A 13,903-nucleotide genomic window follows, 5' to 3' on the forward strand; every position below is an offset into this window, starting at 1 on the left:
AATTTATTGTTAGCCCATCATCAATACCGCAGGGGCGGCTACGACAACCATGACCACCAGAAATATAAGCACCATTGGAAAAACCATCTTGGACGATGCTTCTTCTCCGAGCGTCTTGGCGAGCGACTTGCGCTTCTCCCATAGAGTGAAGGATAGCTCCTTCAACGACATGACCAATTCATCGCCGCCCCTTTTGTAATTCAGCAGCAAAGTAGTTGTAAATAACGACACCTCTTGCACACCACAGCGTTTATTAAAGTCTTCCATCGACTTCGCAAACGACGCGTTCATGCCAATTTCATGTGCAGCTTGTGCAAGCTCGGTGAACAGCGGGCTGTCCGCCACACTTGCCCGACTCTCGACGCAGCGCAGCAGCGCTTTTTGGACCGTTTCTCCCGCATTCACCAACAAAACGATTTGATTTAACATCTCCGGCAGCTCGAGCAGCATCGATCTCTTTCTCTTCTGCAGCCGCCCTGTGAGCTCTTTGAATAACACGAATGGCATAAGCGAGATTAGAATGCAGCAATACAGCAATGTCTCGACGCCGCCTTCGGATGCCCATGCAAGTAACGTACTGCCGATGAGCGCCACCATGATGAGAGACAGCACGTGAGCCGCAAAACATTTAGTCCGGGCCAGCGCAGTTTTACTGCCATGTAGACCTACCATCAGTTGATGAATCCGAGCCAGCGTGTCTGACAGATGATCTGTCAATCTGAGTCGATCCATCAGCCAAAAGGAGCAGGGCGCCAGAACCGACATCTTTATGTACTGCCGATGCTGCCTCACAAATCCCTTGTATTTCGCAGAAGCGAGTGACAACAGAAAGACCACTAACAGTAATTCAAATCCAAGCAGTACTAGCATAGCCAAATGCCACTCACACCCTAATGTCCATTATCATTTTTGTAATTGCGAAGCAGCCAATCAGTACCAGCAGCGCGACAGTCATGATTAAAACGCCCGCGCCCCTATACAATGGTTCCATATAATCCGGCGAACTGAAGCTGAGAATCGCTATAACGACCAAAGGCGCGAAGGCAAGCACCCGAGATTCAAAGCGTTTTTGAGCCATTAACACTTGAATGTCCTGTTGGATGTCGAGTTTTTCTTGGATGATCGCAGCGGTGCGCCGCATCACATGTACCAGATTACCGCCTGTCCGCTTGCATACCACGAAGACGTCAGTAAACTGCTGAATATCCTCCAGTCCCGCCCGTTCACACAAATCTTTTAGTGCCGCCTCCACGGTCTCCCCGTTCTCGATACGCCGGTTGATGGTTTCCAGTTCACGTACTATAAGCGCGCGTGGATCCGGGTATAGCAAACGCAAATCCAACAGCGTTTCACTGAATGCGGTTTCCACTGATCTTCCTGCCCCCAGCGAGGAGGACAAAGAAGCGAGCACTTGTTTAAATTGCAGCTGCAGCTGGTTTTTACGCTTGCGGATCAATTCTTTCCTACGCATCACCGGAAAGTACAATCCTGCCAGCGACATCAGCAGCGCACCGAACACGTGCTTGTAAAAAATATAACCGACAATCGCCAGGCCCCCTGATGCAACAGCTGCCGCGGTCACAATCTGAGTCATCGACATGACGTATTCGTCATAGTTGATGAGTACCGGACTGGCATGGACCCGAGTGCCCGCGGAAGTCGTCAGCCGCTGCAGCATACCATTCCAACCGAGTTTGCGCCGATCACCGGCGGGTTGTCCTACTTGTTGTCTGACAGCCTGCTGACCTGCAGCCTGCTGACCTAGCTGACCTGCAGCCTGCTGACCTGCAGCCTGCTGATTTGCAGCCTGTTGGCTGCTATTGAAAACAGATAATGACAGTCTAAACACCACCCAAGTATGCGATTAAGTCCTAAATGCGAGACTCTTGCGACTCATTTGTTGCCACATACACCCATCGTTGCCCTACACTGCGATCCCTGCCATGGCTAACTTATCAATACACTGCAAGTCGCTGCCTGTGGCTCGCAGCTCTCCAATCACCCTGCCGTACTCATCTTCGCCTGTCTCCACGAACTGGAACAGTGGGTTGAGCTGTACTTCACCGTCTATGAAACCGATGATTTCGGCGATTTCTGTCACGCGCCGTGAGGAGTCCCGCAGCCGTGTCAAGTGAATCATTACATCTATCGCCGAACAGATCTGTTTTCGTATCACTTCTACGGGAAGCGGAGCTGCACTCAAAACCATGGTTTCAAGCCGACTGAGCATATCCTGCGTGGAATTCGCGTGCCCGGTGGAGAGCGAGCCGTCATGTCCGGTATTCATTGCCTGCAGCATGTCCAATGCTTCCGCCCCCCTCACTTCACCGACGATAATTCGGTTGGGACGCATACGCAGTGAGGAACGGATCAAATCTCGAATGGTAATTTCCCCTTTGCCCTCCGTGTTAGCGTTGCGGGTCTCCATCCTGACGAGATTGGGCACGGTGCGGACCTGCAGCTCTGCCGAATCCTCAATTGTGATGATCCGTTCACCATCCGGAATGAATTGGGATAATGCGTTGAGAAACGTAGTCTTCCCCGAGCCCGTTCCGCCACCGATAAACAAGTTGAACTTCGCCCGCACTAGTCTGGTGAGAAATTCGGCTGCCTGCTCGGATATAGCGGCTTTGGCGACCAAATCGGCGAGTGTCATCGGAGATTCCGGGAACTTTCGGATGGTCATCGTAGGGCCTTCCAGAGCAATCGGTGGAAGCACCACATTAACGCGTGAGCCATCCAATAGTCTTGCATCAACAATCGGGCTCGATTCGTTTACCGCACGGTTCACGCGAGCGACGATGGCCTGAATAACGTCTTCGAGCTTCTCTTTGCTTTCAAACTGTACGTCACTCAGCCTGACCTGGCCGTCCCGTTCTATAAAAATACGATCATAACGGTTGATCATGATTTCAGTCACGCTAGGGTCGTCAACCAACGGCTGGAGTACATCGAGTCCGCGAAAAGAGTGAAACAACCTAACTACGAGCTGATGTTTCTGCCCTGCTGTCAAGTAGGTGTCAAACGGATAACCAAATACTTCCTGCTCAATCATTTCCATGAGTTGACCGTCCGTAACGGAAAAGCTCAAATCAATTTTTTCTTTGATGCTGCCCTTCAGGGCTTGTACGACTTCATCCGACCACAAGGTTATCCGCCTCCGCTGCAGACACGCTAATCCGGAAAAGCGCCGCTAAACTTTCACTGAATTCCCCTCGCACTTGCAGCGATTCTACGGAGCTGAAAGTTTTCCACTCCGGAATATAAGGCAGGAAACCGGATACTGGGAGCGGCAACGAGTCAGCAGCGTTACTCATGGATCCGCTGTACTTATTTATGATGAACTGCATTTTGTGGATCATCTCTTGGTCCTGGCTGACAGCCGTCATTTGTTTAAGCCGCATCCTGGTTTTGTCTAAATGAATCCGGTCATCCACGGCCAGCCATAGCACATGGTCGCTGAGCCGCAGCGCAGTTGTCACTCGCGGATGCAGAGATGACTCCAAATCTAGCATCACGGTATCATAGCCCCCTGTCGCGAGCACAGCTTGGATTAACGAATTGGTATCCTCCGCCGTCATCTCATCCATTTCAGTCGGCTCGGATACACCCGGAAAGTAATCAAACCCCATGATTCCATGCCGACGTTTGTACAACTCCACTTTGGCTGTCTGCACGCGGGCATCGGTTTTTCCATAGTAGAGCATACGGGAAAAGTAGTTTTCGTCAGCTGCTGCGCTCGGCTCCATCCAGGCTGCCGAGGGCAGCTGTTCGAAACTCAAATAAAAAACCCGCTTTCCCTGGTACGCCAGCTCCCGTGCAAGATGTGCCGCAGTTAACGTTTTGCCGCAGCCGCCCACCGCCGAATAAACGGCAATCACTTCAGATTTTCGGTTCCCTGTCAGCATCCGGCTAGATGTGTATTCGTTGAAATGCGACACCACGTGAGACAATAGCTGGTTTAACGGTTGGAATTTGCACAGCACGGGATATTCGAGCATATCTATGCTGACCGGCGTCTCGCTTAGGATGATCAAACAGCCATGTTGAAACGCCCGTTCGGGAAGAGGCATAAAGCTTTCGTGAGCCAGCAGTATGTACGTTTCACGGCTGCGGTTGATGAACTCAAACCCTTGCTCCTTTGACGTGAACACAGTCATAGCGAATCGTTCCGCTTGCTCGGAGCTTCGAACGTACGTTGAGAACATATCTATGAAATATGCATCCTGCTCCAGCAGAACCAATTGCATTTTACTCATGATAAATCAATGTCACCTCCCTTTTTTCGTTCAAAAATATTCATGTTGATGTTGTACCGACAGTCACACTCCTGACATTAGCTGCAAAACTCCTCCAATGACCAATGCCGCAGACATAATAGTCAGCAGAACGGCAACCTTCCATTGATTTGTAATTCAGCCACACCTCCCTTGCAGAGAACGCAAAAAAAGCACCGTCTGAACAAGAATTCATCTTGGTCAGCGGTGCTTCCGCCTGATCTGCAATTATATATAGAATGTATTATAGCACATAAAATGGAAATATCAACTATGATTTTGTTAGAAATACCAGCAATGCAATACTGGAGGAGACGTTGGCGCAAACAATGAACCACTGTGCCATAGGGACGCTATGCCTTCTGGTGCAATGTCTGCTTCAAATAGTCCATCGCTTTAGCATAAGCTTGCGGATGCATATACTTCTGCGCCAGCTCGGATTTGCGCGACTGGAAAAACATACGGACCAGCGAACTACTAGTGAGCATGTCCGGTGTGTAAGGCGAGAGGTATATTGTGTCTGCACGTGTCGTATTGCGAATGAACTGCTCCATTTGAAGCTCATAATCCAGATCCGTGACATTACGGATTCCCCTTATTACTACATCGATTTCGTGCAGATTGATATAATCCGCCACAACCCCTTCGTAGGGAACTATGCTGGTCCGGCTCTCATAGCCGTCCTCAAGAGAGGCTTTGACCAATTCCGTTCGCTGCTGCAGAGAAAAGTGGTGCTGTTTTGCACGGTTATTAGCAATAACTATATGTACGTTGTCGAACAGCTTGAGTGCCCGTTCAATAACGGACAAGTGACCTAACGTAATTGGATCGAAGCTGCCGGCGTAAATGGCTTTCATTACTATGCCTCCCCGTAGTCACACCATATGATCGACATGATCGACATCTTCATCATACCAGCATTTCACAGCAGCGTCGAGAAACGCTCAGCATGCCAACTAGCGACAATTTAGATTGTATAGTTCAAATGCCTCGCCTGAATGGCGCTGACACAGAATTATCACCAGTAGAGTGTTCGGTATGCAAAAAAAGGACAGCCAGAAGAGAAATTGCTGCGAACAAAGCAACTGGCACAAGCACGCGCACCACTAAAAAGCCTCTAATAACTCTCATCCCCTTAACCCGCGGCCATGATTCAGATCGTTTAATTTTTGATGAAAAATGCAGTCAGCTCGTCACGGTTATGGAAAAGCTGCTTCGCCTTTTGCAAAGCTAACTCCGGCGCTAAGTCTTCCACCAGCTCACGCATTGCTTGAAATGGCTTTTTGTGCATCAGCTTTACGGTGATCACCGCTGTGCCACCGGTTTGCAGCGAGTGCAACAGCCCCTTTACCAGCTTGGCCATCTGCCGCGAGCTCCAGCTCATGTCGCAAACGAGCAAATCGTATGCATCCGTGTTCAGCCTGACATCGCCTGCATTTTTCTTCAAATAAGTGAGGTTAGGATGCTTCAGCAGCGATGCGTCCAGCTTAGCGGGGTCGATTGCGGTCACTTTGACGCCGCGCTCTAACAGGAGCGAAGTCCAACCACCCGGCGCGGCACCTATGTCGATAGCAGACCGATACTGCGCAAAATCCAGCCCAAACTCTTGCTCTGCCTCAAGCAGCTTGAATTTGGCGCGCGACACTTGTCCCGCTTCTTTGCGGAAACGGATGGCTCCGCCAGACCAATCGGACAAATTATGCTCCGGTTTGGAAAGACCAGCATAAACTTTGCCGGCCGTCAGATACACAGACAGAATGAAGTCTGCCTCCTTAGTCACAGGCTCTACCGAGTAAGCCTCAACCAGCACTGAGTCCAGTGCTTGCTTCAACGTGCCTGTGGAAATCGCAGGTGCGGCATGCTCCGTTTTCCGCACTTGAATCGCGAGTTTGGTATTTAAGCTGAAAGAAAACTCCCGTACGATCCAGTATTGCACCGCCTTTAACGTGCCGTCCCACTCCAGTTCCGCATCCACCGGCTGCATATGGCGAAGAAACATGGGCTCCTGAGCCAAAATGACACGAATGGCTTCAGACTTCTCCACAGGCAGCTGGAAGAGATAAGTTTCAGCCGGCGTGAGTTGGTTAAATAACGTACCGGTGCCGAATAATCGCCGAATCTCCTCCTGCGCCTGCTGTGCATATCCATGATTGGCCGTACCTATGAACAAGCTCTGTGTTGTGTATTCGGATGCTGTCATTGGAGCACCTTAATCCATGGACGGCCCTGATACCATTCCAATACAACCGGCACCTGGAACGCCTTGAATAAATTATCCTGTGTGAGCACTTCCTCTTTTGTTCCGGAGGCAATCAATTGGCCGTCGTCTATTAGTGCCACATGCGTAAACATGGGCATAATCTCCTCAATGTGGTGAGTGACATATAATACCGTAATGTTTTGCCGGCTCAAACCATTCACCGACTCCAGCAGCCGTTCACGCTCAAACAAGTCTAAGCCGGAACACGGTTCATCCATGATCAGTATGGACGGGTTGGTCATCAGCGCCCGTGCCAGCATGACCTTCTTGCGTTCACCTTGCGACAATGAGCCTAAAGGATGATCAGCCAGATGAGACAAACGCACGTCTTTCAGCCTTTCCAACGCTTTGCCCCGCACCTCTTCCGGAATTTCCTCGTAAAAACGCAAGAAAGCAAACTCGCCCGTGGCAACAACTTCCCACACTTGATCGGCTGGGTTCAGCTTTTCATACAATGACTGACTGATATATCCGATATGTTTGCGTACTTCTCTGACATCACACTTACCATATATATGATCCAACACCTTGACCTGGCCGCGGCTAGGGAACTGGTATCCGTTGATCAGCTCGAGGATGGTCGTTTTACCCGAGCCGTTTTTGCCAAGTATCACCCAGTGCTCGCCGGACTTTACTTGCAGTTCCACGTTGGACAAAATGGAACGCTCTTCCCTTATAAAATGAATATTTTCTAGTGATAAGACCTGCATACGGGGGATCACAACCTATTCTTTTACATTATTTGCAATCTGTTGAAGTATGTCATATGGCATAGGACTGTTGACAAGCTTCACATAATCCGGCTTACTTTGATACAGCATTTGGTACATTGTTGACCTGCCGCTGTCGCTGGAAGTGTGGATGTATATCTCCTTCGGGAACCGCTCGGCCGCCACCATGTATCGTACGACTTGTAAACCGTCAGGCTCTCCCCACCCTAAATCGAAATCAAGAGACAGCACACCGACCTCGCATTCCTGCAGCAGCAAAACGCACTCATCTGCGCTTCGCGCGGGAACAAACCCCTGAGGGCAAGGTCTTAAATCGTCCAAATAAACATGAATGATGAAGATCACCGTCCTAGTCCATGTGAAGTGCCTGTCCGAAGCCGTCTGCTCACGCCGGTTCAACTGTCGGCTAGAGTGCGGACATAATCTATTTCCGAAGCATGCGACCCATTCGCTGGCGTAGGCGTCTCCAAAACCAGCGGCAGCGCACGCACCGCCGATGACTGCAGCAGTTCACGAAACCTGTCTGCGCCGATGTGACCTTGGCCGATATTCTGGTGCCTGTCCTTGCCCATGCCTCCGGGATACATCGAGTCGTTCAAGTGAACTGCCCTCAAATGTTCGAAGTAACCGAGCGCCTCGGCTTTGTCGGACAGCTGCTTCCAGCCACCCGCGTCGGTACTCCAAAGACCGCTTGCGTAAGCGTGGCAGGTGTCAAAGCAAAAGGCGATATGGTTTCTGAATTCCGACAAATTCCGGATCTGCATGAGTTCCTCTAATGTAGTACCCATGCTCATACCTTCGCCCGCCTGATTTTCGATCAAAAGCTTGGCTTGTCCCTCCCAGTCAACGAGCACGCCATGCAAACATTGTATAATATTTTTATAACCTTGTAACGGGTCCCGCCCCTTATATTTGCCGAAATGCACCACTACGCCGACGGAGCCGCAAGCATCGGCGATTTCCAAGTCGTTACGCAATGACCTGATGTTTGCCTCGCGCATCTTGGGATCATCTGCCGCCAGATTGGTTGGATATGGGGAATGGGCAATAGAAAGAATACCGTGCTTCCGGCACAGCTCCGCGCACGCATCTGTGTCCTTGGGATCGTATCGTTTTACGGTTAAGCTGCGTGGATTTTTAGGAAAATACTGATACGCTCCCGCCCCAAGCTGGAGGGCTGTTCTGGCCGCCTCTGCGTAACCTTTACGGATGCTGATGTGACAACCTACTCTCATTGCAATCTCCCCCCACACGTCGTCTATCGCGGTGAGCCGCTAAAATAACGCATTTATCAGTCGAAAATTAGCGTTGTATCCCAGATCATTTTCTGCCTGGTGTAGTTAGCTGGTTAGCGTTGACAATTTAGGCAGCAGAACGATTTCTTAGATGCCACATCCCTTCGCACCACCGGATTACCGCAGCGGACACAGGGCTCTCCTTCGCAATCGTACACTGCGCACCGTTCGTCATATCCGCCGGTGAGAGAGTCGCCTACAAACAGCGGCATTTCCATGTACCCTCCGTACCGGATTGCTTCTCCCAGCACATGGCGAATGGCCCCATAGAGACGAGTTAATTCCTCTTCTTCCAGTTCCGAGCACCGTCGAGCGGGCAGCAGCCCGGCTGCAAAGCAAATTTCATCAGAGTAACAATTACCAATGCCGGATATCACTCTCTGATTCACTAGTGTCGATTTCAATGTCCCCCGCTGACGCCGCAGGAGTTGATTGAACATGCTGGGCGTAAAGCCCGGCTGCAATGGCTCCGGACCCAACTTTTGCATTACGCGGTCTATATCCGCCGACTCATGTATGTGCAGGTAACCAAGCCTTAAACCAATAAAATAGAGATGCATTCCGTGCCAACTTAATGTAACTTGAATGGAACGCTCGGGCCTCTGTTCAGATCTGCCAAAGAACAACATGCCACCCAACATAAGATGCAGCACCAGAACTTTATCGCTACTTAAATAAAACAGCAAATGTTTTGCCCTTCGCTTGATAGAACGGACTGACGTACCTAATACGTGCTGCTCAAAATAATCCACAGGGACATTCACCGAACGTTCCCGAGTCACGGCCACGCCCGTGATCGGTTTTCCTACGATTCTAGGGCTAAGCAGTAGCCTGTAGTTCTCCATTTCCGGCAGTTCCGGCATGGTGATAGCTCCTCCGCGCAAAATAAAAAACAAAAACTCCCAAGCAGGTTGCAGCTGATTGGCAGACGTTGTCTCTCTATATTTCACCAGATTAGCGCCGCTTTATCCCATCCGGTGAGCAGCATCAGCAGCATATTTATCAAATTAAGCTATCCATCACATAGCCCGCACTGGCTTGCGCCGCAGATGAGGTTTGCTTTCGCGGGGGACGTTGGGTGCCTCGCGTAGGCTTTGACTTCGCCGATGAGCGATAAAGCTTCAGCTGCAGCCGCTGAATACGTTGTTCCAGGCTGACAAGCTGCTCGTAGTCTTTGGTATTCTTCCGTGCTGCGGCAGACCGGCCTGCTAAGCCTGAGCCCGCCGTCCCGTACGAGCGCGTTAAAACCTGCCGCTGCCGTGCTTTGAGCAAAGCCTGTTCAGCATAATCCAGCGCCTGTTCCAGCTTCTTCAGTTTGTGCTCATAATGCTTCGATAGCTCAATATACGGTTCAAGTGCAGCCGTACTGCGCGCACCCCTGCGCTGAATATATAGCGTCCACAGCTTGCAAGCATCAGTGAAACAATGCCGCTGCTTGTACAACTGGGCCAGCGGGAGTAGATACTCGGAAGCGTGTTCGGTTTCTTCGCGACAAACTCGCTCCGTCAGCATTTGCACTGCCGGAGCCGCCAGAGATGGCTGATTGAGTTTGTCGAACCATAGCGTGAGCCGGTATAATTCTTCCAAATCCATCTGTTCCAGATTGCTTTTACCGTTCAATGCGCCCGCAAAATGAATGGACAAGCCTGCCAAAGATAAGATATCGAGCTCATTGTGAACAAACACGCCTTGAACGATCAAAGCCTTCCGTTCAGCCAAATACTGAAAATACAAAGCAGGTGCAAGCGATCCCGCCACGTCATCCTGTCGAATCACAGCGAGACGCTCTTCTTCAACCTTGCCCAGGCGGCAAGAAGGCAGCGTATGCTTCCACAGGCTGCGGGACGGATATAAAAAATCCAAATGCCCGGCTATGTCCGGCTGCACAGGCATTCGATTAACTATGTAGCGATTTTTAATGATCGGCCAATCGAACGTTTTCCCGTTGTAGGATACGAGGTATGGATGACTCTGCAGTTTGCTGTGCAAATAATGGAGCATGGCCACTTCCTCTCCGGGATCACGAATAAACATTTGTTCAACCACAAAGCGCTCGTGTGTGTAAAATCCAATGCCGATCATAAATGGCACGTTCCCCGCTCCGATGCCGAGGCCTGTGGTCTCCGTGTCGACAAAGAGCAGCTTGTCGTGCGGCAGTTGGCCTTCCGTCGGGTCTGAGTCTGTGCCCGGTCGCGCCAGCAGCACATGGAGCTGATCGGACTGCCCTATCAGCTCATTTAAGGCATACCGGCCGTGGCAGGCGGCTGTGTCATACTCCCGGCGCCGCATCACAAATGCGCCCCACTCGCCCTGCTCCATATGGGCGCCGATCGCCGCCCACTCCTGATCCTCCGCCTCGCGGGCAGCACCGGCGGCGGCAGCCTCCGCGGCCTCCGGCGCCCCGGCAGCGCGTTCCCCTATCGGCTTTTTGTGCCTCAGCAGCCTTTCGCGCAGCCCGCTCATCGATCTGCCTCCAGCTGCTCAAGCAGCCGCAGCGAAAGCTGCTTGCCGGTGAGACCGACCTCTTCAATCGGTCCGACGCAGGCTGGGCAGCCGCTCATGCAGCCGCAGGTGGCGATCAGGCTTTTCGCTTGCGCGATCAGCTCTCCATGCACATCATACAGACGCTCGCTTAGTCCGACCCCACCCGGATAGCGGTCGTAGAAAAACAGCGTGGGCTTTTTGTTGTGCACCGCCTTTACCTGCGGGACAACCCTGATATCCTGCGGATCGCACATCAAGTATAGCGGAGCGATATGCACAAGCACGTTGGAGAGACCCAATAATGCGAACTGCATATCATTGGTGGTCATGGTTGCGGCCACCTCATCGGAAAATGTGAACCAGTATGAGCTGGTATGCAGCTCCTCTTCCGGTAGATGAATAGGACCTGAGCCGATATTCTCATGGGTTCTCAATTTGATCTTCTTGAAGATTGTCGGCTTAGCGTTGACCGTGACTTCACCGTATTGCCGCAGGAGCCCCATGTCCTCCGCCTCTCTATGCACATGAAGCACCTTTAGCTGTACCGCCAAGCTGGCATCCGTGAAATAGTCGACATTCACCTCGCGGACGAAAGCCTTCTTCTCTTCATAGTCGAGCTTTTCCACCTGGAACTGAACCCCTTCATGGATGTAGATGGCCTCCTCGTGTATCATCGTCGGAGCGCTGAAACGGTCGACTTCCCCAATTACCCGGCTGCCGTTAGTCATATCGATAATTACGAAGTTTTCCTGTGCGGCCGATCGCAGCGAAATATCGTGAGCCGGGAACGACTGCTCCATCCAATAATAGCGGTTTTTCACATAATGCAGAATTCTTTCCTCTGTCAAAAATTCCAGAACATCCTTTAACTCTTCCCCGCCGAACGTCTCACCTTCTTCGAAAGGCAGTTCATAAGCCGCACATTTCACATGGTCGACGAGAATTATCAGATTATCGGGATGAATCAATGCCTGTTCAGGCGGACGGTCAAAGAAAAAACGCGGGTTCTGGATCATGTATTGATCCAATGGGTTGCTGCTGGCAACCAGAAACGTGATAGAGCTTTCTTGCCGGCGCCCCGCGCGTCCCGATTGCTGCCAGGTGCTGGCTACCGTGCCCGGATAGCCGTTCAGCACACACGCCTGCAATTGTCCGATATCGATGCCGAGCTCGAGCGCGTTTGTGCTGACCACGCCGCGGATCTCACCGCTGCGCAGACCTCGCTCAATCTCACGGCGCAGCTGCGGCAAGTAGCCGCCGCGGTAGCCGCGAATGGTTTTGGTGCCCAACTCATGCGGCACTAATTCCTGCAAATATGTGAGCAGAATCTCTACGCGCACCCTGCTGCGGGCAAACACTATCGTCTGCACACCCTGCTTGAGCAGCATACCAGCGATTTTCCGCGTCTCCAGAACACTGCTTTTGCGTATGCCAAGTTGTTGGTTCACCACAGGCGGGTTGTAGAAGACGAAGTGTTTCTCCCCGGCCGGAGCCCCATTGCGGTCCACTAGCGTCACGGGCTCGCCGATCAACCGTTCGGCGTGCTCTTTGGGGTTGTCGATCGTGGCCGACGCGCAGATGAATTGGGGCGACGAGCCATAAAAACGGCATATCCTCTTCAAGCGGCGAATTACATTCGCTACATGGCTGCCGAACACACCGCGGTACGAGTGCAATTCGTCGATGACAATATAGCGGATGTTTTCGAACAGTTTAACCCATTTGGTATGATGCGGCAAAATCGCGGAATGCAGCATATCCGGATTGGTGACAACGATATGGCCCGCGTTCCGAATGGCCTGGCGCACCGTGGGCGGAGTATCCCCATCATATGTATGCGTTTTGATGTCGGCTCCCATGCGGTTGACCGTCTCCTGGAGCTCAGACACCTGGTCCTGTGCGAGTGCCTTCGTCGGGAACAGATACAACGCGCGCGCACTGTCATTTTGTAATATGCCCTGCAGCACCGGCAGGTTGTAACATAGCGTCTTACCCGATGCGGTTGGCGTAACTGTCACGATGTGCCGTCCGTCCGCGACTTCGCGGAAGGATTCGGCTTGGTGGGTATATAATCGGTCTATTCCCTTCTCCAACAACGCAGATTGCAGCAGTGGATGCACGCCATCCGGAAAAGCTTCATAAGACGCATCACGGGGCGGGATCGTATGCCAATATGTGACCTGAGACATAAGCTCAGGAGTGGATTTGACAAGCTCTATCATTTCATCAATCGTGGAAACTTTTCCGGTTAATCTGTTCATAAACTCAAACTCCTTATTGTTGCACACAATTTCACTTATTCTATTATATCGAATGCATGTTCGCATTTCAATCGCTTATGCGTGCGAGGTTTGAACTAAGTTTGCTTATATCTGAGCGCACGGTATGCTCTGGAAGCCCCACTTCGGCAGTTCGGCATGAGCACGGCAAAAAAACCTGATCGGTGTATACCATCAGGGCGTGTATATATTTTTTTAGTTACTTATATCTGCTGGCCGATATGTGTCGGCTGTCTGACCAAGGCCGCGTGTGTCAACCGACTAAAGCAAAGGCCCTGTCTCTGGCCGCGCAGGGTTACAGCATTTCTGACGAATCATCATAATCGTAGCAAACTCCACCGTTGAATAAGGTCCGACGATACGTTCCCGTCAAAGGCACCGCAGCGTTTTTTTGCAGCTTGACCAGAACCTCACCAAAATGGCGGGCCTGGGAATCCGTTCCCACGGTATTCATGGCCAAACGCAAAGCCTTTTCGATTACGGCGATATCTTGACTAGTAAAATCCATACCGCAGTCCCCCTTGTGAGCAGCATTTCTTTTACATCTATATTACCCCACTGCGGCCACATTTATACA

The 13,903-nt window shown here is 51.4% G+C and carries 13 protein-coding genes; all 13 read right to left on the reverse strand.

The features are described 5' to 3' along the window. Nucleotides 1–9 precede the first annotated feature (9 nt). Nucleotides 10–870 (reverse strand): type II secretion system F family protein, encoded by an 861-nt coding sequence (locus tag CBW46_RS05270; protein ID WP_089198959.1) that lies wholly within the window; start codon nucleotides 868–870, stop codon nucleotides 10–12. A gap of 13 nt (nucleotides 871–883) precedes the next feature. Next, nucleotides 884–1,852 (reverse strand): type II secretion system F family protein, encoded by a 969-nt coding sequence (locus CBW46_RS05275; RefSeq protein ID WP_243633181.1) that lies wholly within the window; start codon nucleotides 1,850–1,852, stop codon nucleotides 884–886. Between the two features lie 72 nt (nucleotides 1,853–1,924). Further along, nucleotides 1,925–3,148 carry a TadA family conjugal transfer-associated ATPase gene (locus CBW46_RS05280; protein ID WP_243633182.1) on the reverse strand — a complete coding sequence of 408 codons (1,224 nt, stop codon included), beginning with the start codon at nucleotides 3,146–3,148 and terminating at the stop codon, nucleotides 1,925–1,927. Next, nucleotides 3,135–4,259, reverse strand: a complete 1,125-nt coding sequence (locus tag CBW46_RS05285; protein WP_089198960.1) for a nucleotide-binding protein — start codon at nucleotides 4,257–4,259, stop codon at nucleotides 3,135–3,137. Before CBW46_RS05285 ends, CBW46_RS05280 begins: the two co-directional genes overlap by 14 nt. 371 nt (nucleotides 4,260–4,630) lie before the next feature. Further along, nucleotides 4,631–5,134 (reverse strand): pantetheine-phosphate adenylyltransferase, encoded by a 504-nt coding sequence (gene coaD / locus CBW46_RS05290; protein WP_089198961.1) that lies wholly within the window; start codon nucleotides 5,132–5,134, stop codon nucleotides 4,631–4,633. A gap of 305 nt (nucleotides 5,135–5,439) precedes the next feature. Further along, nucleotides 5,440–6,477, reverse strand: coding sequence for an SAM-dependent methyltransferase (locus tag CBW46_RS05295; protein WP_089198962.1), 1,038 nt, complete (start codon nucleotides 6,475–6,477; stop codon nucleotides 5,440–5,442). Beyond that, on the reverse strand, nucleotides 6,474–7,247 hold the full coding sequence (locus CBW46_RS05300; RefSeq protein ID WP_089198963.1) for an ABC transporter ATP-binding protein: 774 nt from the start codon (nucleotides 7,245–7,247) through the stop codon (nucleotides 6,474–6,476). The genes CBW46_RS05295 and CBW46_RS05300 overlap by 4 nt, the downstream gene beginning before the upstream one ends. A 15-nt stretch (nucleotides 7,248–7,262) precedes the next feature. Then, nucleotides 7,263–7,613 (reverse strand): cyclic-phosphate processing receiver domain-containing protein, encoded by a 351-nt coding sequence (locus tag CBW46_RS05305; RefSeq protein WP_341538169.1) that lies wholly within the window; start codon nucleotides 7,611–7,613, stop codon nucleotides 7,263–7,265. A 50-nt stretch (nucleotides 7,614–7,663) separates the two neighbouring features. Continuing rightward, nucleotides 7,664–8,503, reverse strand: coding sequence for a deoxyribonuclease IV (locus CBW46_RS05310; protein WP_089198964.1), 840 nt, complete (start codon nucleotides 8,501–8,503; stop codon nucleotides 7,664–7,666). Nucleotides 8,504–8,616: 113 nt separating this feature from the next. Beyond that, nucleotides 8,617–9,426: an Fpg/Nei family DNA glycosylase gene (locus CBW46_RS05315; protein WP_089198965.1), complete on the reverse strand. Its 810-nt coding sequence runs from the start codon at nucleotides 9,424–9,426 to the stop codon at nucleotides 8,617–8,619. Nucleotides 9,427–9,565: 139 nt separating this feature from the next. Further along, entirely contained in the window at nucleotides 9,566–11,026 is a 1,461-nt protein-coding gene (locus tag CBW46_RS05320) for a ribonuclease H-like domain-containing protein (protein WP_089198966.1), read from the reverse strand. Beyond that, nucleotides 11,023–13,308 (reverse strand): DEAD/DEAH box helicase, encoded by a 2,286-nt coding sequence (locus CBW46_RS05325; RefSeq protein WP_089198967.1) that lies wholly within the window; start codon nucleotides 13,306–13,308, stop codon nucleotides 11,023–11,025. Before CBW46_RS05325 ends, CBW46_RS05320 begins: the two co-directional genes overlap by 4 nt. Nucleotides 13,309–13,621: 313 nt before the next feature. Further along, on the reverse strand, nucleotides 13,622–13,834 hold the full coding sequence (locus CBW46_RS05330; protein ID WP_089198968.1) for a hypothetical protein: 213 nt from the start codon (nucleotides 13,832–13,834) through the stop codon (nucleotides 13,622–13,624). Nucleotides 13,835–13,903 lie beyond the last annotated feature (69 nt).

Origin of the sequence: Paenibacillus xerothermodurans, assembly GCF_002220865.2 — a bacterium.
GTDB lineage: Bacteria > Bacillota > Bacilli > Paenibacillales > NBRC-103111 > Paenibacillus_S > Paenibacillus_S xerothermodurans.